Raw genomic sequence first — 23,349 nt, forward strand, 5'->3', positions numbered from 1 at the left:
TAAAACAGCTGTAAAGGTTTGTTTTAGGAGTTTATAATTAATTAAAAATGAAAAATTATATCCATATAACACTATTGTTTTTTATACTAAGCAGTACTGTATTTGGCCAAGCGCCAAACTGGTCTGTAAATGAAAATAAATTTCAATATACCATGTCGTTTGAAGGTTTTCTGACTGTTGATGGAAAAACATTAACAAGCCCTAGCGACAAACTGGCTGCTTTTGTTGACGGAGAATGCCGCGGTATTGCTAGTCCGATTTATGTTGCAAGCGAAAAAAAGTACATGGTTTATTTGACTGTTTTTTCGAATACAGATAATGAGGTAGTAAGTTTCAAAATTTACGATGCCGCAAACAATGCTGTCAAAAATGTTGAAAAGACAAAAATATTTGAAAACAACAAACATTATGGTGACTTGTTCCAGTCCTATAGTTTTGCAAGTCCTTCATTAAAAACAGAATCTGAAATTATAAATTTTGATTTTAAGGATTTAAAAACGTCTAAAACGATTACAGGATCACAGATAACAATGTATGTATCTAAAGGAGTCAACGTATCGGCATTAAATGCGGTGTTTGAATTAAGTCCAGGAGCCAAGTTATTTATCGGAACTGCTAATAAAATTTCAGGATCAAACAATATCGATTTTACAAATCCCGTGCAGTTTCAAGTACTTTCTGAAGATCAGTCGGTAATAAAGCAATGGACAGTAACGGTTAAATTAGGCAGTGCGACGTTTTATAAAAAAGATGCTGTATGTTATGCTGGTGGCGTTATTAAAGTTTTGTACGATGAAAATAATGTTCAAGCCGATTTAGCGAAAAACGGTGTCAAAGTTGCAAGCCAGAGCATTCAAAACGGCCAGGCTGTTTTTGATAATTTAGAAGTTGGTAAATATACTGTGAGTATAGGCAGTACGAATAAAGAAATAGTAATAAATCAAAAACAATAATAATGAAAATTAAGCAATACTATATTTTAGCACTAGTACTATTTCTGTTTTTGAGCTGCTCTGAACATGAAGAAACACCTATCTATACTAAAGGTATTTCTTTTGTACATGCTGATGGAACAAAACTGTCTGAAAACGAATGCATCAGTCCCAATGTAAAGTATGGAATAAGGATTGAAACTAATTTCGTTGATATAAACAGACCTTTTATAGTAGATTATTCTGTAAATGGAACGGTGTATACAATGACTTTTACAACAAGTACTTCTTTGACTAACCCAGTGGTACTAGCTAATGGCAATAACACGGCACAAATTATAGGAAGCAACTATAAAGCGGTTCTTAAATATGTTGACCAAGGAGATTATGAATTAGTAGAGTAAACCAATAGGGTTTTATTTTAAATAACATTGTAAAAAAATCAAGATCAAAAAAGATCTTGATTTTTTTTTATTCTATTTTATATTTTAAAGTGTTTATTTTTTAATGCTTTAATATTTAGTTTTTTTGATAGATATATCCTTCGATGCCCTTTTGGAAAATCTTTAATTTCACCAATTGGCTCATATCCGTTTTTTAAATAGAAATTTTCTGCTTGAAAGTCAAATGTATCTAGCATTGAGATTTCGGCTCCTTTTTCTTTTGCTGTTTTTTCAGCATATTGTAAAAGTAAAGTTCCGATCCCTCTTTTTCTATAACTTTCCTCTACCCACAAAACTTTTATTTCAAGGTCATTCCAATATCCAAGTTCTGCTAATATTCCGCCAATCTCAGTTCCTTTTTCATTTTTGACTGTAAATTCTAATGGAGTGTAAATATGATTAGTTGCTGCAACTTTACTTAAATTGTATTCAATAATTCCGTCGATTATTTTTTTTGTGCTTTTCCTATCACAATTTTCAACAGTAAATTCAAAAGTTTTTTCCATTTATGAAAGATTTTATTTAATTGCTATTTTTCTATCGGCTACAATCGAATCTAAATTATTTTAGAATCACTAATTGTCATTAAAAAAGAAAAGCTAATATATTATTTTTGAAAATATTTTTGATCATTGTCAGAAGAATGTTGGAAAAACAGCTTAACTTATTTCTTTTTATGACGGTGCCCAACTCGGCCATGCGCTTACTGCTGAAGCTAATGATCTTACTTTATCTGATGTTTCAAATCTTACCGATGTGTTTTATATAGGTGGGACAAAAAACGGTGCTCTTGTCGGCGAAGCTATTGTATTTAAGAATTCACAGCTGTGCAGTGAGTTTGACTATGTTCTCAAACAACGTGGTGCGCTTCTGGCAAAAGGAAGGGTGTTAGGAATCCAGTTCTATGAACTCTTCAAGGAAGATTTGTATTTTGTTCTGGCTGAAAAAGCAAATAAGTATGCTGCGCAGATTGCCGAAGCGATTAAAGAGGCTGGTTATGAATTTTTAACCGAATCTGCCACCAACCAGATTTTTCCAATTATGCCTAAAACTGTGATTTCCTCGCTACATGAAAAGTTTGCATTTTATGTCTGGAAAGAGATTGACGAGAGCAGAGCAGCAGTAAGTTTAATCACTTCTTGGGCAACGGATCAGAAAAGCGTGGATGAAATTATAGAGGATATTAAAAACAGCAGCATTCCGGAATAGCAGCTTCGTCGTATGCTTAAAAAAAGGTTTGCCAGTAACACTTTAAGCGAAAAAGTTGCAGTCATAAATGAAATTCCTGTGGACCACATAATAGTTATTAGGAATCATTTAAATAAAAAAGCACCTGTTTTTGGACAGGTGCTTTATAAACTTGTACTATAGTATATATTATGCTACGATTACGTTTACTGCGTTTGGACCTTTTCGGCCTTCTTGGATGTCATATCGAACTGAATCGTTTTCACGGATGTTTTCCGATAGACCTGAGGCATGGACAAAAATTTCGTTTCCTCCATCATTAGGAGTTATAAATCCGAATCCTTTTTCCTCATTGAAAAATTTTACTGTACCTTCTTGCATATTAAATATTTAATTTGGTCAAATGTACTCTATTAAATAATAGCAGCTTAGGAAATAATTTTAAATTATGTTTTAATTAACTTTAAATAAAAACAATTGCATATTTATGAATAGTTACTGATAACGAATTTTTTAAATAAATTGGGTAGGCAGTAGCATTAATTTGGTTTGAAAAAGAGAAAAAAGATTTTTGCTAGGATTAAATTTAATATTTTAATGTATTAAAATATTAAAAATCATTATTTTAGTTGGAAAGAACTATTCAGATAATCCAATTGTAAACTAATGAAAAATAAAGTAAATCTGGCACTCATTCTTCTGGTTCTGTTTTTAGGCAGATCATTTGCACAGACCCATTATGATACTCTATCAATCGGCAGAATAAAACAGGTAATCTCATATAAAGGAAATAATGATTTGCCTTTAATCTTATTTTTACATGGCGGTCCGGGCAGTTCTAGAATGAACCAAGCTGATGTTTTCTCGGGCAAACTTCAAAATCACTTTACAGTTGTGCAATGGGACCAAAGGGAAACGGGCAGGACACTTGCTTTAAACCGATCGTCTGTACCTATTACATTGGAATTAATGGAAAATGATACTTATGAACTCCTACAGCTTCTTTTGAAAAAATTCAATAAAAAGAAACTCTATCTTGTTGGGGAATCGTGGGGAACGGTTCTTGGTTTTAAAATGGCTGAAAAACATCCGGAGCTACTGAATGCTTATATCGCTTTTAGTCCTGTAGTGAATCAGAGCAGAAGTGAACAATTACTGCTTAGCAAACTGAAAGCAGATGCAAAAGAAAAAAGAAATCTGACAGCTGAAAAAGAGCTCAATACAGTTACAATTCCTTTTAAAAAATACGAATCGTTATATTATTCCAGAAAATGGATGTTTAGTTACGATGGAAAGCCATTAGCAGATAAAGACACCACTGCTGTGAAAGAGTATCTTAAAAGCTGGTCGGAAATATGGTTACCTACCTGGAATAAGGCCGTCACTCAAAATCTTCCAAAAGAACTTCCAAAAATTAATTGTCCGGTTTATTTTTTCATCGGGAAGAAAGATTTCCAGACTAATCATGTCATTGCAGAAGACTATTTTAAACATCTCAAAGCGCCAAAGAAGAAAATATTCCTGTTTGAAGATGCTGGACATTCTGTACTTATGGAAAAGCCTGAAGAAATTCAAAAAATAATTATCGAACAAATCCTAGATAAAAATTAAAAGCTGACCATAAATAAAAATAGGAACCCATTCTGATACTGAACTAAATAAATAATAAAAAACAGGATGCTAAAATGGTGTGCGATAATTGTTTAATATACTTGAGTATAGATTTCTCCACCGATAATTCTGTCGTTTTTTATTTTTATCCCTTCTGTTTAATAATAGGTTGATTCTACATACGGATCGTAGATATCTGCATCCCATTGATTATCATTAAACTCATCCAAAAGTTCATCTTCAGATTCTGGATCAATTATGCTTTCGTAGTCGCTTATGTCGTGGGCTGCATGCAAAAACTCGCAGTCAAAGTCCGGTTCATCTTCACTTTTATGGTATAAATCGCCTAAAAGCTTTGAATTTTGTATGTGCTGAATTGCTGTATTTGTGAAATTCATGTCAGATTGTGTGCCGGATTGAGAAACTGATATAACAACCGGAAGGATTGCTGTTGCTTTTTTCATAATGTAATTCATTTTGTTTTCTATAAATTGTATATGCCAAAAATAATGTGCACTTCAATCTTTTTAGTTATACAATTCTGCTGTGGAGTTATATAATATCTTATCGATTACTAGAATTTTTATTTGTTTGCATAGCATAAGAGAGCAGGGGATAACGTTAATACTAGATATATTCTATGCGGTTAAATGTAAATCGTGTGGTATTTTTTTTTGTATTTTCGTGAGGATTGGATAATTTACGAAGAGTTTCAAACTGCGAAAATAGTACGCTGTAAATCTTAAGTGAATTTTTTTTGCAGTATAAGAAAAGTATGGCTTGGTTTTAATTTTAAAAGTTTTTGATTTTGAGTTTTTTAACACTATTACGAAATGATTTATAATAAAGAAAATTTTCCAAAAGTATCTTCTGAACGTCATATCTCAGCTACTCTGTTAATGTATTTGATGTTTGGATTATTGTGCCTGGCAATGCTTTCTTTATTTATTGGAATACCTTTGAGTATGCAGCTGGAGCATAACAGTCCTTTGTCTCAAGGAGAGCTAATCTTTGACCTTATATATTTTCCTCTACTGCTTTGGGCGATATGGATTTTATTTAAGAATTATCAGCGTCAGAAACAGAAGAAGGTCATTTCAATTTCTGTGGATCGTTATGGCATGCACCAACACCAGTATAATGGCAATGTTGAAAGTGTTTTATATAAGGATCTGGAAAAGAGCAAGGAAGCTTACGTAAGTGATATCGATAGAAAAATAGGAACAAAATATTCGCCTAGCTATATTTTTGGATTTAAGAACGGGAAGCAGATTCCCATTCATTTTTCCAGAGCTGACAACGGAATGACTTATATTCCTAAAAATAAATATCTGCTGATTGGTCATTTTCTGCAGGGCGTCGTTTTATTTTGCCCGCACATTAAGATTTCCCCGACTGTCTATGCGGACTATTTTATTAATCCTCAAACTTTTGAATTTAATAGAAAAGCCCAGACAATTACATATTTGTTAGTTCTTATTATTCTGATCGCGATACTACTTTTAATCGATTTATTTATAAAATATACTAAAGGGTTTTCGATATTATTCTAAAGTAAAATGCTTGATTTCTTGCATTGAATAGTAATGATGGGGTTTTCTCAAACGATGTCTTTTTGTGCTATAAAAAAGGCCATTAAACATTACATCTAATGGCCTTTTATTCTTGTTTTACTTGTGATTCTTATTTTTTGATAAACTCTAAAATATCTTTATTGATAGTTTCTGCCTCTGTTGTAGGCATACCATGAGGAAATCCAGGATAAGAAATTAATTTTCCATTTTTCAAAAGAGCAGCAGCTTTAGGTGCCTGATTATATGGAACGATCTGATCATCTTCTCCGTGAAGAACCAATACAGGTATGTCTAAACTTTTTAAATCTTCAGTAAAATCGGATTCAGAGAAAGCTTTAATACCTTCATAGTGAGCCAGTACAGAACCCATCATTCCCTGACGCCACCAATTGTGTTTAATTCCTTCTTGAATTGTTTTTCCTTCGCGGTTCCATCCGTAAAAAGCGATTGGGAAATCATAGAAATATTGTGCTCTGTTAAATCCGGTTCCTTCTCTGATTTCATCAAAAACAGACAATGGGACACCATCAGGATTTGCCTCATTTTTGATCATGATTGGCGTAACAGCACTAATAATAATGGCTTTAGATACACGTCCTTTTCCATATTTTGCTGCGTAGCGAATTACTTCGCCTCCGCCAGTTGAGTGGCCAATATGAATCGCATCTTTTAAGTCAAGTGCAGCGGTCAATTCTGCTACGTCTGCAGCATAGGTTTCCATATTGTTGCCTTCAGAACTTTGACCAGAACGACCGTGTCCGCGTCTGTCATGAGCAATAACTCTATATCCTTGTTTTAAGAAGAACATCATTTGCGCATCCCAGTCGTCTGCTGATAAAGGCCATCCGTGGTGAAAAACGATAGGTTGTCCTGTTCCCCAATCTTTATAATAAATTTCTGTTCCGTCTTTTACTGTAATTGTGCTCATTTTTTTGGTTTTAAGATTAATAAAATTAAGAGTATCCTAATTTTGATATTGTCGTTAAATTCTAAGTTTTTATCATTTTTTATTTGACTTAGATTTCTTTGACAAATTTATAGAGGAAGAGAAGAGCAGTCGATTAACCTAGATTAAGTAATGAATTGTAACAGCGCTATTACTATTTTTAATCTAAATAAATGCCTCAAAAGTCTTCGCTAACTTATTTTTATTTGAAAAGAATTATATGTGTTTTATCTTTTCGTAAATGGCAGGATCGTGTTTTTTTACTTTTATTTTCACGTATTTAGATGCCGGCATATTGCTTTCTTTCACCACATTATTTACAGAAACCAAAACATTGGTTTCCGGAAAATAAGTGACCGTATTTCGCTCTGGAATTTGATAAGAAACGATAAGGAATAAAGGCGCAATTCTTTCAATGCCATCATTATAATTAAAGAGATCTACTTTGTCTCCCGCTTTAAATCCTGCTTTATCGATATCATTTTGATTCATAAAAATAACACGTCGTTCATTTTTTATTCCCCTGTAGCGGTCATCCATACCATAAATAGTAGTATTAAACTGGTCATGCGTACGAGTTGTGGCCATCATATATTCATCTGGTTTCAATTCATTATCCGGAATTTCTGTTAAAGTAAATGCCGCACGATCAGCAGATTCTTTAGCCGTAAATTGACCATGGCGAGGAGCATTAGGCAAATAAAAACCGCCCTTTTCGCGAACTCTACTATTGTAATTTTCAAAACCTGGAATGCAATTTTCTATAGCTTCTCTCACATCATCATAACTGTCGTGGTATCGCTTCCAGTTGATAACTGATTTTTCTCCAAGAACCGCCATCGCCATTCGGCAGACAATTTGAGTTTCGTTTATCAATTGATTTGATATAGGTTTAAGCACGCCTTTTGAAGACTGCACCACGCCCATAGAATTTTCTGTACTAATAATCTGCACTTCGCCGTTAACGATATCCATATCACTTCGGGAAAGTGTAGGAAGGATAAGAGATTCTTTTCCGTGTATCAAATGGCCTCTATTGAGTTTTGTCGAGACACACACCAGCAGTTTCAGTTTTCGAAATGCTTCTGCGGTATAAGTCGTATCTGGTGCCGCCGATAGAAAATTACCGCCCATGCAGAACATAAATTTTACTTTCTCGTCATGAATCGCTTTTATCGTTCCAACTACATCATAACCATGATTTCTCGGCGGATTAAATCCAAAGTAATTTTCAAGACGATCTAATTGCTCATTTGTAGGTTTTTCATCAATAAGCATGGTTCTGTTTCCTTGAACATTACTGTGTCCGCGAACGGGACACACTCCTGCGCCGGGTTTACCAATACTTCCTTTAATCAATAAAATATTGACAATCTCTCGGATCATATCGACACCATTTGGCTGCTGTGTAAGTCCCATTCCCCAGCAAACGATAATTCTTTTTTTGAAAGCCAATATTTCCGCAGCTTCGATAATTAAATCTTTTGGAACTCCAGATAGAAAGGCAAGATGATCTAAGTCTAAATTTTCAAATTGTTTCTCAAAATTTTCAAAACCAGTTGTTTTGTCTTTGATAAATTCATGATCAAAAACTTCACCTGGATTTTTCTTTTCCAATTCAATTAGCAAAAGTTCAATAGCTTTTAAAAGTGCCATATCACCATTTATTTTTATAGGAAGAAAAAGATCTGTAAGTTTTCCACCTGATCCAATTATCCCTTTTATAGCCTGCGGATTGTGGAATCCCATTAAGCCAGCTTCGGGTAACGGATTAACCGCAATAATTTTTGCGCCATTTTTTTTGCCTTTTTCTAAAGCACTCAGCATTCTCGGAGCATTTGTTCCTGGATTTTGTCCGATTATTACAATCACATCGGTATCATAAAAATCTTCTAAAGTAACCGTTCCTTTTCCAATTCCGATTGTAGTTTTCAAAGCCGTTCCAGAGGTTTCGTGACACATATTGGAACAATCCGGCATATTGTTGGTTCCGAATTCTTTTGCAAAAAGCTGATAAAGAAAGGAAGCTTCATTACTGGTTCTTCCCGAAGTGTAAAAGGCCGCTTCATTTGGAGATTCAAGCGCATTTAAATGTGAGGCAATTTTTTTAAAAGCTTCATTCCAACTTATGGGCTGATAATGTGTACCGCCAATAGGTAAATACATCGGTTCGGTCAATCTTCCCATTTTTCCAATTTGGTAATCGTCTAATTTTGAAAGACTGTAAACAGAGTTTTCTTTAAAGAAAGCAGCATCAACTTTTTTGGTTGTAGCTTCTTCAGCCAAGGCTTTTGCTCCATTTTCACAATATTCGCCCAATGGAGATCGATCATCATCAGGATCTGGCCATGCACAGCTGGAACAGTCAAAACCGCCCATTTGATTCATTTTAAACAAAGCTTTTCCACCTCTTAGAATGGTTTTATCTTCTATAAGATCGCTTACTGCAGCCATAACCGCAGGAACGCCAGCAGCCCATTTTTCTACTTTTGTTAATTTAAGTTTCGAAAGCTGGTACGGATTTTCTGCTTCAGGTAATTTATGGGTTAAATCATCTGTTTTTTGTTGTTGATCTTTCTTCATTGTATTATGGTTTAATGGCTATTGTGTGACGATTACGGTTTGTTCTGATGAGTTGTATATATTCAATCGATTTTCTTTTAGAAATCCTAAAAGTGTAATATTAAACTCTGCCGCAAGTTCTACGGCCAAACTGGATGGAGCGCCAATAGAAGCAATAATAGAAATTCCAGCCATTGCCGCTTTTTGGATTAGCTCAAAACTTGCTCTTCCGCTTAGAAGCAAAATATGTTCATTTAGTGGCAGTGATTGATCAGCAAGAGATCTTCCAATTAATTTATCTAATGCATTATGTCTTCCAACATCTTCAGTTAAAAGAATCAAATCGCCTTGAATATTAAACAGCCCTGAGGCATGAAGACCGCCAGTGGATTCAAAATCGCTTTGAGCAATTCTTAATTTTTCGGGTAATTGATAAAAAATAGATGCATGAATCTGGATTTGCGGTCTCATTAAATTTCCAAATGGGCTTACCGTTTTTATAGATTGAATAGAACTTTTTCCGCACACGCCACAACTTGAAGTCGTATAGAAATTTCGATCCGTCTGCATCAAATTTGGAGTAAAACCTTCTTTAAGATCAACCTGAACAATGTTTTGTTTTTGTGACAAGCAATTCATTTTTATTGCAAAAGCATCTTGAATATCTTCAAAAGAAGTAATAATTCCTTCTGTAAACAGAAAACCAATTGCGAGATCAATATCATTGCCCGGAGTTCGCATGGTAACCGAAATATTCTTTTGAATTCTCTCTGAATTAGAACCGTAAGAAAGCCTGATTTCAAGAGGTTCTTCAACAGAAAGCGTATCTAAAAACGATGAGGTTCCATTATTTTCTATTCTTTGAACACTTACGTGCTTGATGGAAACTAATTCCGTATAATTTATTTCCATGATATTGTAATTGAAGTTGTTACGTAAATTTAATTAAAAATAGGTTCAAAAAATATACTTTCATTCATTAATTGAGAGCATAATATTCGATTTTTATATTTAATTTTCGAACTATTTATTTCACGATTTCACTCATCAGTTGCAAGAGATCTTCTGCGCCTGCGTTAAATTTTCTACCATTGACAAAAAAAGAAGGTGTGCCATTTACACCGCTTAAAATGCCACTTTCAAAATCGGAATCTACTTTTGCGGCAAGCTCAGATTTTTTAATATCGACATTGAATTGATGTGGGTCTAGCTCCAATTTCTCTACTAATTCTAATAAAAAAGGTTCACTTAGAATTCTCTGATTTTCGTAGATAGCATCATGCATTTCCCAGAACTTTCCCTGCAATGCTGTGGCTTCTGCCACAATTGCTGCTGGACGGGCGTATTGGTGCATTTCTGATAACGGAAAATTTCTAAAAACAAATTTTATCTGTTTGCCGTATTTCTTCATCATTTCTTTAAGAACTGGATAAGCAGCACCGCAATAGGGACATTGATAATCTCCGTATTCTACGATTACTATACTGGCATCTTTTTTTCCTTGTATATGATCAGTTTTACTGACCGCTGGTTTTAGTGACATAATTAATTGGTTTTTATAGTTTTTCTAAAGCTTCAAGAATTCCATCTGCTCCTGGGTTTATAGCCATTGGCGAGATATAACTCCATTGTATAATTCCTTCTTTGTCAATTACAAAAAGGGCTCGATTGCATTCGCCTTCTTTCTCATTGTATACGCCATATTTTTTTGAAGTGTCTCCTTTTGGTTCAAAATCAGCCAATAAAGGAAAATGCAGATTTCTTGATTGAGAAAAGGCCATGTGACACCATTTACTATCTACAGAAATACCGAAAATTGTAGCATCATATTTATTGAAATAGTTCTGCATTTCGTTGTAAAGTGCCATTTGGTCGCTGCAAACTGGACTCCAGTCGGCAGGATAAAAAGCTAAAATCACGTTTTTTCCTTTAAATTCTGATAAAGTGATTTTTTGATCGGGTGTTGCAAATAAGGTAAAATCTGGGGCAACGTCATTTTTCTTCAGCATAAGATTTATTTTTAAGGTTAAAGTCAGTAATTGGCAGCAAAAATGCACAAGCAAGTAGTAATGAAGCAGGCAAAATAAGCGTCCAATTTTTCAATAACGGAAGTATAATTGGTACGACAGACGCCCCTAGCAAAAAGCCAATCCATAATAGTAAAAGTCGAAGAGCGTTGAGTTTATAAAACTTTCGACTGCTTTTATTGCGAGATAGACTTAACATGGCTGTATTTCTAGCCAGACTATTCAATGTTCCCGTCACGAAATCGGTATTTATTTTTTGACTTCCAACAGACGTTACAATGGTATTCATAACACCAGTTGAAAAAAGAATGATAGGTATCGACAATCCGTTGTTTATCGTATAATAATTGGATGCCATTGTATAGACAATCAATATCCCTGAAACGATATAAAATGGCAGTGTCTGAATTTTGGATTCTCTCCACAACGAAATACAGGTTCCAGCATATATTCCGAAGACAAAACAGCCAATTACCGTTATAGACGAAAGAAGTACATTGAGTTTGCCACTGGATAAAGCGATTCCCAATTGTGTGCTGTTTCCGCTTATAAAAGAGACATATACTTTCCATTTTAGGAAACCAGCAGCATCAAGAAAGCCTGCAATAAAGGCTAAAAATATGGCAAGTTTCTCCTGCGATCTAGTTTGTTCAGACGAATCTATGAACTGTGTTTGGACATCCACAATACTTATGATTACGGTTGAATAAACAGTTTGCTTTTAGGAAATTTTTCAATTTCGCCTTCTTCCAAACCAAAATTGGTTACCACCACATCTTTCGGATTTCCAGCAAGCCATTCACTTAAATCAATAGATTGATAAGTACCACTATTAAACCCAATTAAGATTTTACAAACTGTATTTCCAGTGTTTTTAATGTAATGTCCAGCACCCATTGGCACATAACCGACATCTCCAGCGTTGAATTGTTCGGTAACAACTGTGCTTTCTGCTAAGAAAACAGACATTTCGGCTTGACCAGAAATATAATATTGCCATTCATCAGCATTGGGATGCCAATGCATTTCTCTTAAAGCGCCTGGCTGTAATTCTATAATAGATCCCGCCATTGTGGTACTGATAGGAAATTCTTTGCTTGTTACCAATCTTTGCAAACCGCCACCTGGAATTATTCTAGGTTGTTGAGAATGCAAGGGATAACGGTGTAAATTGGTCAATTCGATATCTGATTCTTCAGGTCGGGAAGCGGCAGTAAATGATAATTCGTCAGGAACAATCCCGGCTGCGAAATAGGCTTCTTTTTGAGGTAATGCGGCCACTTCTTCCAAAGTAATTCCCAAGTTTTGAGCAACAATTTCTGGTGGCATGCAGGATACAAAATCGGTAACGCTGAAAGTATGATCTTCGGAAAAATTACCATTATCAAAGATTAAAATAAAATGACACTCTTCTGTTCCTGTTGCTTGAATTGAATGCCCGTATCCTTTTGGAAAATACCAAACATCGCCCGGTTCAAAATTATCAGTGTAGCTTTTACCATTTGGATGAATAATCGTGGTGCGCACAGTTCCAGAAATCACATAAGCCCATTCTGCTGCATTTGCGTGCCAGTGTAATTCGCGCATACTTCCCGGCTGTAATCTCATGGAAACTCCTGCGATGCCAATAGAAGCTGGAAAATCTTTTACGGAAGCTCCTCTTGTTGTTCCGCCGTCATTGGTGCGTGGTTCTTTTTTTTCTAGTTCGTATTTGAAACTTAATAATTCGGTAGTCATAATAATAGCTTTTTGATGATTAATTGTATTGGTTTTTAATTCTATTGTAAAGCTATTGAAGATATATGCTGAGTATAGTTTGAATTCGTTAAATGGGCAAAATGAGTCGTTGAATTTAGTAAGAGAAACTTTAGGAATAATTTGAAGCTTTCTGATTGTAGAGGATTTGTTTCTTTAGAGTTTAAAACAAAAAAATCACTGCAAACTACAGTGATTTTTGATTTTATAATGAGGGAAGTTTTAATTATTTATAAAGCCATTTTTTGATCAGTTTGGTATAATTAGGCATTACAACAAATACCATTAAAAAGACTATGATGCCCGAAATTATTAATCCATCAAAATAATGATTGGACGGTACTTTCAAAAATCTCACAAAGGGGAGTGCCAATAAAGGAATTAAAAGTGATAATGGATAAATAGCAGACCATGTTACAAGAAATTGTTTCCAGCGAACAGGAACTTTATTTCCTTCGTTTTCTGCATTAAAAAGAAAATCCAAACCTGATTTTATCTGGTAGTTGTCATTTTTTCTGAATAATGGATTCGCTTTTTTAATGAGCATTTTGCGGTCTTCCGATTCCATCCAGTATTTAAGGTTTTCAATAGTGTCAAATCGGATAATAACTGTGTAAACAAACGTTAAATGCGGAATTGGCCGTACGATCTGCAAATCGATAAAACCATTGGAGTGTTTGGTAATGGGAACAATTTCATCCAGCCATTTTTCATATTCCTGTTCTTTTCCATCCAAAATATGGTGCGTAATAACAACAGATGCGCCTTGATTTTCCATATTACTATTTATTTTTGGTTGAGGTTTAAGGTTTATTCGGACTAATTATCGAACTAAAATAATTTTACCCGTATGACTGCCATCTTCTAATAATCGATGCGCATCAGCAGCTTCGGTAAAGGGAAAGGTTTTAAAAATAATCGGTTTGAATTGTTTTGAGTCGATTAATGGCCAAACGTTTTTCTGCACTTCTTTTGCTAGCTGTTTTTTAAAATCATAGTCTCGGCTTCTTAAGGTGCTTCCGGTAATTGTTAAACGTTTAATCATTACTTTCCAAATATCAAGATCTACATGGCTACCGCTTACGGCATTAATATGAACTAATCTGCCTTCGGGTTTTAGGATGTTTACATTTTTACTTAAGTAATTACCGCCAATCATATCTAAGATGACATCGACTCCTTCTTCCTGCAAAACGGTTTCGAAATCTTGGGTTTTGTAATTGATATAAGATGCAGCGCCAAGATCGAGACATTTTTGGCCTTTTTCATCAGTTCCTACTGTTACAATTACACGAATGCCTAGCGAATGAGCGATCTGAATTCCCGTAATGCCAATGCCACTGTTACCGCCGTGAATCAAAAGAGTTTCACCAGATTTTAGGTTTCCTCTCTGAAAAACATTTGACCACACTGTAAAAACTGTTTCAGGTAAACTTGCTGCTTCAGCAAAAGTCAGTCCAGCTGGAATTGGCAGACATTGACCTTCCCGAACACTTACATATTCTGCATAACCACTGCCAGCGAGAATAGCACAGACTTGATCACCAATTTTTAAATCGGTAACATCTGGTCCGCATTTGACTACAATTCCAGAAACTTCCAAACCTGGAATTTCAGATGAAACTCCAGCTGGTGCAGGATAATTGCCTTGACGCTGGAAGATATCAGAGCGGTTTAAACCTGCTGCTTTAACTTCTATTAACACTTTGTCTCCACTTATTTCTGGAGTTGGATATTCCTGCAGTTTCAGTACATCTGGAGCTCCAAATTGAGTTATAACTATTGCTTTCATGTAGTTTGTGATTAGTGGTTTTTATTGGATTGTTCCATTCTTTTCCAAGTAAGTTTATGAATAACCCAACGTGAATTGTTTATAAATGGTTTCTCTGTTTCTAAATGAAGCAATCCATCTTTAAAAAGAACTTTTCTGCTTTGTGTTTCATTTCTCCAATTTTCAAAAAGTGAAACAGACATAGTATGGCTGACTATTTGTTTTTCATCATCAGTTTTGAAGGGACCAGAATAGGCGAGATAAGGAGGACTGTCTTTTGTATCAGAATGTTCAAAATCAGTATTCATTATTTGTGCTGACATATAGCCGTCACTGTTGTAAATAATAATGCCTTTTGGTTTGGTTCCCATCGGATTTGTAATTTTTCCTTCCCCTAAAGGTACTTCAATCAATTCAACTAATGTCCAAGAGCCGATTAGTATTTCAAACAAATTATTTTTCATAATACTCAAAATAATAAGAGCGCACATTGGTGCGCTCGATTTCTATACTATTAAAAAGGCTGATTGTATTTGCCAGTTAACGCTTTGTTTTCTATACTTTTAGCAAAATTTGGAGTTTCTTCATGATTGTGTGCATCAGAAGCAGCTTGTCTTGAAGCAGCAGCGCCAGCTAGATCTACTCCGTGTTCTTTTAAGTATTCAAACATTTCTGGTGTTGCAGTTGCATGAATCTCGTTGGTGTAAAGGCAAGTATTTTCATCAATTTTGGTTACTTTAAGTTCCCATAAAACCTGAACTTTAGTACGTCCGTTTTTAGTAATAGAATCTGAAATAGACAACATACGGCAATAATCTGGACGATGAACTGTCGCCACATAATGCTGCACCATTAAAGCATCGCCAATTGTTTCTACATTAATAGACATAGGTTCGCCTTCATAGGTGCTGGTAATTCCTGCACCAATATGCTGAGTTGAGCAACGTTGGTATTCTGCATCAGGAAGGTTTAAAAGCCAGTCTGCAATATTTACTTTTTCAATTGGAGCATTAATAACTGCAGTTACTGCTGAATGTGATAATGCGTTTTCTTTGGTTTGGATGATTTCCATGATTTCTTGGTTTTAAATGTTTAACTGAAGTAAATTTACCGCCTTACATTCGTGTAGCATTCCACTATTCATCGAATGGGCAAAAACACTCGTTTAAAGAGCGAAATCAATCGTTTGTTGTTATCATAGATCTGTATTTAATACGTTTCCCGAGGTTGAAACCTCGGGCTATGTTTTAAAATTGGAACGAAAAATCATCTCAATATGGGTAAACATAGCCAGTGGTTTCAACCACTGGGACACAACGATAATTACGCCTGCAATCATTAATGTATGATTATTTAAATGGGCATTTTATACAGCTATATTTTAAAATGAAAAAAAACAAAAAAGACCGCCTTTTACAGACAGTCTTTTAATTGAATAATATATAGTAAGATGGTTTTTCTTGAATGTAGAACGAGCTATTGTCTTATTTATTTCAGAGTGATTCTAAAAAAACTTTAGCCTCTAAGAGTGACAAGTTCAGAATCTTTTCGACATCATTTAAAATCTGCTGTAAAGTTGCATTTTGTTCTGTAGCCAATTCAAGAATATCGAGTTTTTCTTCTAAAAGTGGCAATAATCCCATTATAGCAGCACTTGATTGTAAGTCATGTGCTCTAAGTTTTACCATCTTAAAATCTTGATTTTCATAAGCCACGATAAGCTGTTTCAAATGTAGTGGCACATTATCAATAAACTGCTTGGTTACAGTTTGTTCAAACGCTTTATTACCACCGCTTACCGATTGCATGTACGAAAGATCAATATGTTGAAAAACAGGATTAGATTGTATAACGTTTGTTTCTTCCGAATTTGATTCTTTCAGTCCAAAAGCAGCAATCAGTTTAAAAAGTTCTTCCTCTTTTATAGGTTTTGAAATGTATTCGTTCATTCCTCGGCTCAAACATCTTTCTCTTTCGCCAGGTAGTGCATGTGCCGTCATGGCAATTATGGGAATATCTAGTTTTAAGATTTCTCTAATTTGCTGCACAGCCGTATATCCATCCATTTGAGGCATCTGTAAATCCATTAATACCAGATCACAATCTTTTTTGCTTAAATATTCTACTGCTTCCAAACCGTTAGAAGCTATTTCAAAATCAACATTCCATTGAGAAAGCAAATGTTTCATTAAACTTTGATTGATCGCGTTGTCATCTACAACTAAAACTCTCAAAGCGGTATTTGAGATATCTTTAAAGTGGTTAATATTGGCAATAGGTTTAGAATTGAGCTGTTCTTTAGCAATATCATACGGAATATAGAAGTTAAAGGTTGTTCCTTTTCCTTGTTCACTTTTTACTGCAATATCACCGTTTTGCAATAAAATCAGTTTTTTTACTATTGATAATCCTAGGCCAGTCCCACCGTAATTTCGAGTGGTAGAATCTTCACCTTGATTGAATCTTTCAAAGACTTCATTTAGCTTTTCTTTATCAATTCCAATTCCCGTGTCCGTAATTTTAAAGCCCACAATAACTTTATCTTCATGTTGGAGTTTGTTATAGACCTCAATGCTTACAGATCCTTGATGGGTAAATTTTATGGCATTTCCAATGAGGTTGACCAATATTTGAGTTAATCTGGTGGCATCACCAATTAAAGTATCAGGAATCGAATTATCGACTTTACTGGAAATCGTTAGTTTTTTTTCTTTTACACGTTCTGAAAAAAGCGTTTCAACCGAATCCAATAATCCGTTGATGCTGAATATTCCAGGCGTAATGCGCATCATTCCAGCCTCAATTTTAGATAAATCGAGTATGTCATTAATAATGGTCATTAAATTTTCGCCGGAACGCTGAATAGAACTCACAAATTCTGCGGAAGTTTCATCCAAAGGTCTTTTTTGTAATAAATTGGTAAAACCTAAAATACCGCTAAGCGGCGTTCTGATTTCATGACTCATATTAGCCAGAAAATTTTCTTTAGTCTGAGCAGCGATCGATGCTTTTTTTTCTGCAATATCCAATTCTTTGATCAGAAAATGTTGTCTTCTAAATTGGCGCATAATATGATATCCTATAACGGCACCACTCAAAACTAGTAAAACTAATAGTGAAATGTCATAAAGTTTTGCTCTTTGGCCCATTTCCAGACTTAGATTTCGCAACTCCACCATGCGCAATTGGCGCTTACGGTAAATCTTTGCTGTAATATCGGTAATCTCATTGGAAATTATTCTGGCTCTAGGATTGGCAATAGAGCTATCATCATCCATATTTCCTAAAGAATCAAAACGATGCAGGAGTTTTCCTTTTGTGACCATTTTATCCTGAGCCAAAACTCCGAGTCTTTGTATTAATCTTTCCTCTTCGGGATCGGCATTATCTACAGAAAGCGAATCGAGAAAATTTCTAATCTGTCTGATTTTTTGATCGATTCCTTCTAAATGTGTAGTGTCATTAGTAGCGATCGAAGCTCGAATTCTGCTTTCGACACCCAAAATATCGCGGTCAATTTCTCTTAAATGATTGCTGGAACGCAATTCGTTTAAAAGAGTATTATTATTTCGTATGAGTTCTTTAGTATTTTGAGCCGAATTAATTTGTACAGCAATCAATAATATACTGCATAAAATAAAACTGCTGATTATAAAATAACTAAAGCGTTTGTTACCCATTACGGTAGACGTATTTATCATATAAATAAGTGTAAATGAAATTGTATGATCTTAATTCAATAAGATAGCATTCTAGTTTACGCAGCAGAAAAAAGACATTTAGAATACATTCATCCTAGTGTTAAGCGCTTTTCTGTAAGCATCTGCAACAGGAATAAATTTTTTGTTAATCATAATGCCTCCGTCTTGTAAAGTGTCAATTTTACCAATAGAAACAATATAAGAACGATGTACTCTAATGAAATCATCTTTTGGCAGACGTTCTTCTGCAGTTTTCATTTTGCCGTGAATGGCAAACATTTTTTCTTTGGTGTAAAATTTTACATAATCTCCCATTGCTTCAGCATAAAAAATATCATCTAGCTTTAATCGTCTGGTAATATTAGAATCTCTAACGAATAAAAATTCTTCTTTACCAAATTGTATATTTTCTTTTCTGCTCTCAATGATAGACTGTGCTTTACTTACTGCCTGTAAAAATCGGGCAGGAGTAACTGGTTTTAGAATATAATCTGCAATATTCAATTCAAATGCCTCCAGCGCGTATTCTTTTTTAGAAGATGTAAAAATGATGATGATATCTTTACCTGAGAGATTTTTTGTCAGCTCAATTCCGGTCATCTCGGGCATTTCAATATCCAAAAAAATTAAATCTACCTGATTTTCCTGTAAATGATGATACGCTTCAATGGCGTTAGAATATTCATTTACAACAGTAAGATTCGGAATTTGTTTCGCCAAATGAGATAAAGTAGTTCTTGCAATATCATTGTCATCAACAATTAACGCTTTCATGGTATTTGGTTTTTGGTTTAGACAAATATACTTATTCCTTGTTATTTTATCTAAAGTAAGAGCGTATCATCCATGCCATTTCTTCATGAATTTCTATTAAACCAGTAATAAAATCGCTTGAACCATAATCTTTGTAATCATCAGCAAAAGGAGTAATGTTGCCACGAATAAATTCAATGATGCTTTCATGGTCTTGCAATAGATCTTTCATAAAACCTAAACCATCGTTTGTTCTTTCACTGTATTCTGTAAGATGTGTCAATTCAAGATAAGATTTTAAGGTTGCGGGTGCGTAGTGGCCAATTTTACGCATACGTTCAGCAACGCTGTCAATAATTTCATCTAGTTGTTTGTATTGATTTTCAAAGAAGATGTGATTCGCATGAAAATTATCGCCTGTAACATTCCAGTGTGCGTTTCTGGTTTTGGTGTAAAGTACAAATTCATCTGCTAACAGTTTTGCTAATTCGTTAGAAACAGCGTTTGTGTTTTTTTCTGTAATACCAATGGTTGCTTTCATAATCGTAAGTTTTTAAGTTATAAGCTCTGCAGCTTTGTTTTATAATGTAAAGGTCATCAGAAAATGCCTGTGGAGCATATGATTTTAGGTAAACAGGCAAAATGAGTCGTTGAAATCTAGAACTTGCTCTGTGAGTATAATTAAATTAACAAAATGTTCTTTTGAAAAGCCTGCCTGAGGAATCAATAAAATTTTTAATTGTTATTTTTGAGTTAATATCTCCATCAAGATTTTTTCTTGACAGCTAAATCTATATTTTTAAAATCTTAAAACGATACCCCAAAAAATGACTAAAAAGTTCCTAAAGAAAACGGCAATAAGTATTGCTACATTGTTTCTACTTTTAATAATTGTGCTTACAATTGTTCCGTATGTTTTTAAAGATGAAATAACGGCTAAATTAGAAAGTATAGCCAATGAGAAACTAGATGCCGAAGTACGTTTTGATCAGATAGGACTTTCCGTTTTTAAACATTTTCCGGCATTGACCATTTATGCAAAAAATGTCAGCGTGCTAAGCAAAAAGAAACAGTTTGAAGCAGCAAGTATTGTAAAGGCAGGAAGAGTGTCGGCAGGTCTGAATTTTTACAGTTTATTGAAGGGAAAGATTGTTTTAGATGCCGTATATCTTGATGAAGCAGATTTAAATCTTGAAATAGATTCTAAAGGAAACGCCAATTTTAATATTGTCAAACCTTCTAAATCTGTAGATACAGCAAAGACAGAATTCAATATTAAAAAGGTAGTTATAAAGCAAACTAATATATCATACAATGACAGAAGCGCACTTTTAAAATTTAAGGTTCAGGATTTGAACTATAAAGGCAAAGGTGATTTAAGTGCAGATTTATTTGATCTTGATTCTAATGTAAAAATTAAATCATTCGATTTTAGCTTAAACGGTGTCGATTATGTTCGAAATAAACCCGTCAATGCTGAAATTATCACTTACATAGACGCAAAAGCACTTAAGTTTAAATTTGAGCGTAATGTTATCCGCATTAAAAATTTTCCGTTCTCATTTAATGGCCATTTTGCATTTATAAAAGGAGGATATGATTTTGATTTGCGTATGCAGTCGAAAAACTCGACGTTAGAAGAAATGCTCTCCCTTGTGCCTCCAGCTTATGATAAGTGGCGTGAAGAGATGACCATAAGCGGTAATATTGATTTTAGGATTTTTGCGCGCGGAAGGTATATGCAAGACCTTTCAGAAAAGCCAATTGTTTCTGCTGATTTACAAATTAATAACGGAACAATTGCTTATAAAAGAATAAAAGATCCAGTAAAAGATATCAATATATCAGCCAAAGCACAGGTTAAAGACTTAGACATTAATAAATTAAAGTTTGATTTAGATAATCTGTCATTTAATCTGGATAACAAGAAAACGACAGTTAATTTCCATTCTGAAGGTTTTAAAAATCTAAAAATTAAAACGGCTGTAAAAGCCGATTTAGATTTGGCAAAATTAAAAGAGGCCTTGAATCTTAACCAGAATGATATTCGTGGAGATATTGCCTGGGATTTAAAAGCCGACGGTATTTTTTTAAGAGATTTAGGTTTTAGTCCGCGTTTAAATAAAGTAGATACGATCATTAAAAGCATTCCTAAATTTCAGCTGAATCTTAGTCTAAAAAATGGATATCTTCAAAACATAAAGAAAAAAGATGCAGTAAAAAATATTCACCTAAATCTAACGGTGACTGCAAAAGACAGTATTTTAAGAAACGTTTCGGCTAAAATAGAGAATTTAAATGCTGAAGCTCTTGGCAATTTTGTTCGAGGACGCTTTGAACTTCATAAGTTATATCCTTTTACTGTAGATACCGAATTGGAATCTAAAATTAATCTGGCAGAAGTGCACAAATTTTATCCTCTAGATAGTTTAGAAGTTAAAGGAGATTTAAATTTAAAAGTAAGCATGCATGGAATTTTAAACCGCAAACAGAAAATATATCCATCCTCAAAAGCAGTGGCAAGTATTAAGAATGGATATTTGAAATCACTCAAATTCCCTAATATGCCAGTTGAAAATATAAATCTAAATGCTACGGTCTCAAGTGATAGAGGTACCGGAGAAGATTTAGATGTAAAACTACAGCAAGCGGAATTTGTTTTAGCAGGATCTCCTTTTAAAGTGCAGGGGGAGGTTAGTAATCTTTACGATTTGGTTTACAACATAAAAACTCAGGGAACATTGGATGTTGGTAAATTAACTCAGATATTCCCCATTAAAGATTTGAGCATTTCAGGAGTTATCCAGACGAATCTTATTGCTAAAGGATCCAAAAAAGATATAGATGCGAAAAATTATGACAATATTAAAAACGGAGGTAAGCTAGAAGCACGAAATTTAGTGATTAAGAGCACCATGTTTCCTGAACCCTTTGAGATTTCTAAAGGAACATTTAAGTTTTTTAAAGATAAGATGCGCTTTGAAGAATTTAATGTCACTTATGGTAAATCTGATATTGTATTAAATGGATACATCCATAATATTTTAAGGTATGTTTTTAATAGAAAATATCTACGCGAGTCTAAGGAAAAGCTCAAGGCAGATATTAATCTATCGAGCAATCAGATTGATGCAAACGAGTTTTTTGATATGATTGCAAAGTATACAGACCAAAAAGCCGAAGAAGAAGTAGCTCAAAAAACAGATTCTATACCTGTAAATACAGTTCCTAAAAATAGCAATGCAAAGAATAAAAACTACGTAATTAGAATTCCTAGTAGCGCCGATTTAAAAATCGCAGCAAAAGTCAATAATCTTCAATTTGATACTTATAAGATTAAAGATTTTGTTGGAACTCTAGTGGTTAATGATCGTAAAGTTCAGGTAACAGAAGCCGCTTTTAATATGGCAGGAACTAAAATAGCCATGACTGGTGATTATAAAGCCCAGCATCGCCGTTTAGCGAAGTACAATGCGAATTTTAAAGCTAGCAATTTTGATATTCAACGTGCTTATGCCGAGATTCCGATTTTTGCCGAATTGGTAAGTATGGCTAAAGATGCTTACGGTTTGGTATCGGTTGATTACCAGTTAGGAGGAAGTATCGATCAGAATATGGATATTGACTTTAAATCTATTGAAGGGGAAGGAACGTTGACCTTAGAGGATATTAAATTTAAAAATTTCAAGATTTTAAACCACGTAGCCAAAAAAGCAGATGCTGCCGACTTGGAGAAAGCAACTTTTAATAAAATTGCCATTCATTCGGCCATAAAGAATAATGTAATGACGATAACGCCAACAACCATGAAAATGGCTGGTTTTAGGGCGAAGCTAGAAGGGCAAGTGACTATGGATGGTAAAATAAATGTCGGATTTCGTGTAGGGTTGCCTCCAATGGGACTTATAAATATTCCGATGAAAATTACTGGAACGGCAGATGATTTCGAAATTTCGACCGGTAAGTTTAAAGAAGACGCAACTTTTGCAGAAGAGAGTGAACTGAAAAATTTGCGTCCAGAACGCCGCAGACCTAGAGAGAAAGATTCTTTGAATACATCACATTCAAATGCTGAAAATCCTTAAG

23 protein-coding genes are annotated in these 23,349 nt (G+C 34.4%); 6 read left to right on the forward strand and 17 right to left on the reverse strand.

What is annotated here, in order from left to right:
- Positions 1-47: 47 nt before the first annotated feature.
- The gene (locus ACFO3N_RS18340) at positions 48-953 is read left to right on the forward strand and encodes a hypothetical protein (protein ID WP_379800159.1); all 906 of its coding nucleotides are present in this window, start codon (positions 48-50) and stop codon (positions 951-953) included.
- Positions 954-955: 2 nt separating this feature from the next.
- A complete protein-coding gene (locus ACFO3N_RS18345; protein ID WP_379800161.1) occupies positions 956-1,336 on the forward strand; it encodes a hypothetical protein in 381 nt (126 codons plus the stop codon).
- A gap of 77 nt (positions 1,337-1,413) precedes the next feature.
- Here the strand turns inward: ACFO3N_RS18345 and ACFO3N_RS18350 are convergent, their stop codons facing one another.
- Complete coding sequence (locus tag ACFO3N_RS18350; protein WP_379800163.1) at positions 1,414-1,881, reverse strand: GNAT family N-acetyltransferase; 468 nt, start codon at positions 1,879-1,881, stop codon at positions 1,414-1,416.
- Between the two features lie 250 nt (positions 1,882-2,131).
- Here ACFO3N_RS18350 and ACFO3N_RS18355 point away from each other — a divergent pair, with 250 nt between their 5' ends.
- Positions 2,132-2,584: a PLP-dependent aminotransferase family protein gene (locus tag ACFO3N_RS18355; protein ID WP_379800165.1), complete on the forward strand. Its 453-nt coding sequence runs from the start codon at positions 2,132-2,134 to the stop codon at positions 2,582-2,584.
- Between the two features lie 168 nt (positions 2,585-2,752).
- Here the strand turns inward: ACFO3N_RS18355 and ACFO3N_RS18360 are convergent, their stop codons facing one another.
- Entirely contained in the window at positions 2,753-2,944 is a 192-nt protein-coding gene (locus ACFO3N_RS18360; protein ID WP_095930400.1) for a cold-shock protein, read from the reverse strand.
- 285 nt (positions 2,945-3,229) lie between these two features.
- Here ACFO3N_RS18360 and ACFO3N_RS18365 point away from each other — a divergent pair, with 285 nt between their 5' ends.
- The gene (locus ACFO3N_RS18365; RefSeq protein ID WP_379800167.1) at positions 3,230-4,174 is read left to right on the forward strand and encodes an alpha/beta fold hydrolase; all 945 of its coding nucleotides are present in this window, start codon (positions 3,230-3,232) and stop codon (positions 4,172-4,174) included.
- Positions 4,175-4,332: 158 nt separating this feature from the next.
- On the opposite strand, the gene ACFO3N_RS18370 is transcribed toward ACFO3N_RS18365, so the two are convergent.
- On the reverse strand, positions 4,333-4,638 hold the full coding sequence (locus ACFO3N_RS18370) for a hypothetical protein (RefSeq protein WP_379800169.1): 306 nt from the start codon (positions 4,636-4,638) through the stop codon (positions 4,333-4,335).
- A 369-nt stretch (positions 4,639-5,007) separates the two neighbouring features.
- Between ACFO3N_RS18370 and ACFO3N_RS18375 the strand changes: the two genes are divergently transcribed.
- Positions 5,008-5,727 carry a hypothetical protein gene (locus ACFO3N_RS18375; protein ID WP_379800171.1) on the forward strand — a complete coding sequence of 240 codons (720 nt, stop codon included), beginning with the start codon at positions 5,008-5,010 and terminating at the stop codon, positions 5,725-5,727.
- 130 nt (positions 5,728-5,857) lie between these two features.
- On the opposite strand, the gene ACFO3N_RS18380 is transcribed toward ACFO3N_RS18375, so the two are convergent.
- The 14 genes from ACFO3N_RS18380 to ACFO3N_RS18445 form a co-directional block, all read right to left on the reverse strand.
- Positions 5,858-6,676 carry an alpha/beta fold hydrolase gene (locus ACFO3N_RS18380; protein WP_379800173.1) on the reverse strand — a complete coding sequence of 273 codons (819 nt, stop codon included), beginning with the start codon at positions 6,674-6,676 and terminating at the stop codon, positions 5,858-5,860.
- Between the two features lie 234 nt (positions 6,677-6,910).
- The gene (locus ACFO3N_RS18385) at positions 6,911-9,277 is read right to left on the reverse strand and encodes an FdhF/YdeP family oxidoreductase (RefSeq protein ID WP_379800175.1); all 2,367 of its coding nucleotides are present in this window, start codon (positions 9,275-9,277) and stop codon (positions 6,911-6,913) included.
- Between the two features lie 18 nt (positions 9,278-9,295).
- Positions 9,296-10,168: a formate dehydrogenase accessory sulfurtransferase FdhD gene (gene fdhD, locus ACFO3N_RS18390; protein WP_379800177.1), complete on the reverse strand. Its 873-nt coding sequence runs from the start codon at positions 10,166-10,168 to the stop codon at positions 9,296-9,298.
- Positions 10,169-10,283: 115 nt separating this feature from the next.
- Positions 10,284-10,799: a DsbA family protein gene (locus tag ACFO3N_RS18395; protein ID WP_379800179.1), complete on the reverse strand. Its 516-nt coding sequence runs from the start codon at positions 10,797-10,799 to the stop codon at positions 10,284-10,286.
- A 13-nt stretch (positions 10,800-10,812) separates the two neighbouring features.
- Positions 10,813-11,265: a redoxin domain-containing protein gene (locus ACFO3N_RS18400; protein ID WP_379800181.1), complete on the reverse strand. Its 453-nt coding sequence runs from the start codon at positions 11,263-11,265 to the stop codon at positions 10,813-10,815.
- A complete protein-coding gene (locus tag ACFO3N_RS18405; protein ID WP_379800183.1) occupies positions 11,249-11,968 on the reverse strand; it encodes a YoaK family protein in 720 nt (239 codons plus the stop codon). Before ACFO3N_RS18405 ends, ACFO3N_RS18400 begins: the two co-directional genes overlap by 17 nt.
- Positions 11,969-11,979: 11 nt before the next feature.
- A complete protein-coding gene (locus ACFO3N_RS18410) occupies positions 11,980-13,020 on the reverse strand; it encodes a cupin domain-containing protein (RefSeq protein ID WP_208110891.1) in 1,041 nt (346 codons plus the stop codon).
- A gap of 244 nt (positions 13,021-13,264) precedes the next feature.
- The gene (locus ACFO3N_RS18415; protein WP_379800185.1) at positions 13,265-13,816 is read right to left on the reverse strand and encodes a putative antibiotic biosynthesis monooxygenase; all 552 of its coding nucleotides are present in this window, start codon (positions 13,814-13,816) and stop codon (positions 13,265-13,267) included.
- A gap of 45 nt (positions 13,817-13,861) precedes the next feature.
- A complete protein-coding gene (locus tag ACFO3N_RS18420; protein ID WP_379800187.1) occupies positions 13,862-14,830 on the reverse strand; it encodes an NAD(P)H-quinone oxidoreductase in 969 nt (322 codons plus the stop codon).
- Positions 14,831-14,841: 11 nt separating this feature from the next.
- A complete protein-coding gene (locus ACFO3N_RS18425; RefSeq protein ID WP_379800189.1) occupies positions 14,842-15,273 on the reverse strand; it encodes a lipocalin-like domain-containing protein in 432 nt (143 codons plus the stop codon).
- Positions 15,274-15,323: 50 nt separating this feature from the next.
- Positions 15,324-15,881 carry a hypothetical protein gene (locus ACFO3N_RS18430; RefSeq protein WP_111289319.1) on the reverse strand — a complete coding sequence of 186 codons (558 nt, stop codon included), beginning with the start codon at positions 15,879-15,881 and terminating at the stop codon, positions 15,324-15,326.
- Positions 15,882-16,302: 421 nt separating this feature from the next.
- Positions 16,303-18,510: an ATP-binding protein gene (locus tag ACFO3N_RS18435; RefSeq protein WP_379800191.1), complete on the reverse strand. Its 2,208-nt coding sequence runs from the start codon at positions 18,508-18,510 to the stop codon at positions 16,303-16,305.
- Positions 18,511-18,588: 78 nt separating this feature from the next.
- Positions 18,589-19,284, reverse strand: a complete 696-nt coding sequence (locus ACFO3N_RS18440) for a LytR/AlgR family response regulator transcription factor (RefSeq protein WP_111289323.1) — start codon at positions 19,282-19,284, stop codon at positions 18,589-18,591.
- A 46-nt stretch (positions 19,285-19,330) separates the two neighbouring features.
- Entirely contained in the window at positions 19,331-19,804 is a 474-nt protein-coding gene (locus ACFO3N_RS18445) for a Dps family protein (RefSeq protein WP_250836272.1), read from the reverse strand.
- Positions 19,805-20,090: 286 nt separating this feature from the next.
- On the opposite strand from ACFO3N_RS18445, the gene ACFO3N_RS18450 reads away from it, so the two are divergent.
- Positions 20,091-23,348 (forward strand): AsmA family protein, encoded by a 3,258-nt coding sequence (locus ACFO3N_RS18450; RefSeq protein ID WP_379800194.1) that lies wholly within the window; start codon positions 20,091-20,093, stop codon positions 23,346-23,348.
- Position 23,349: the final 1 nt, after the last annotated feature.

It is taken from the genome of Flavobacterium chungangensis (assembly GCF_042654045.1).
Classification (GTDB): domain Bacteria; phylum Bacteroidota; class Bacteroidia; order Flavobacteriales; family Flavobacteriaceae; genus Flavobacterium; species Flavobacterium chungangensis.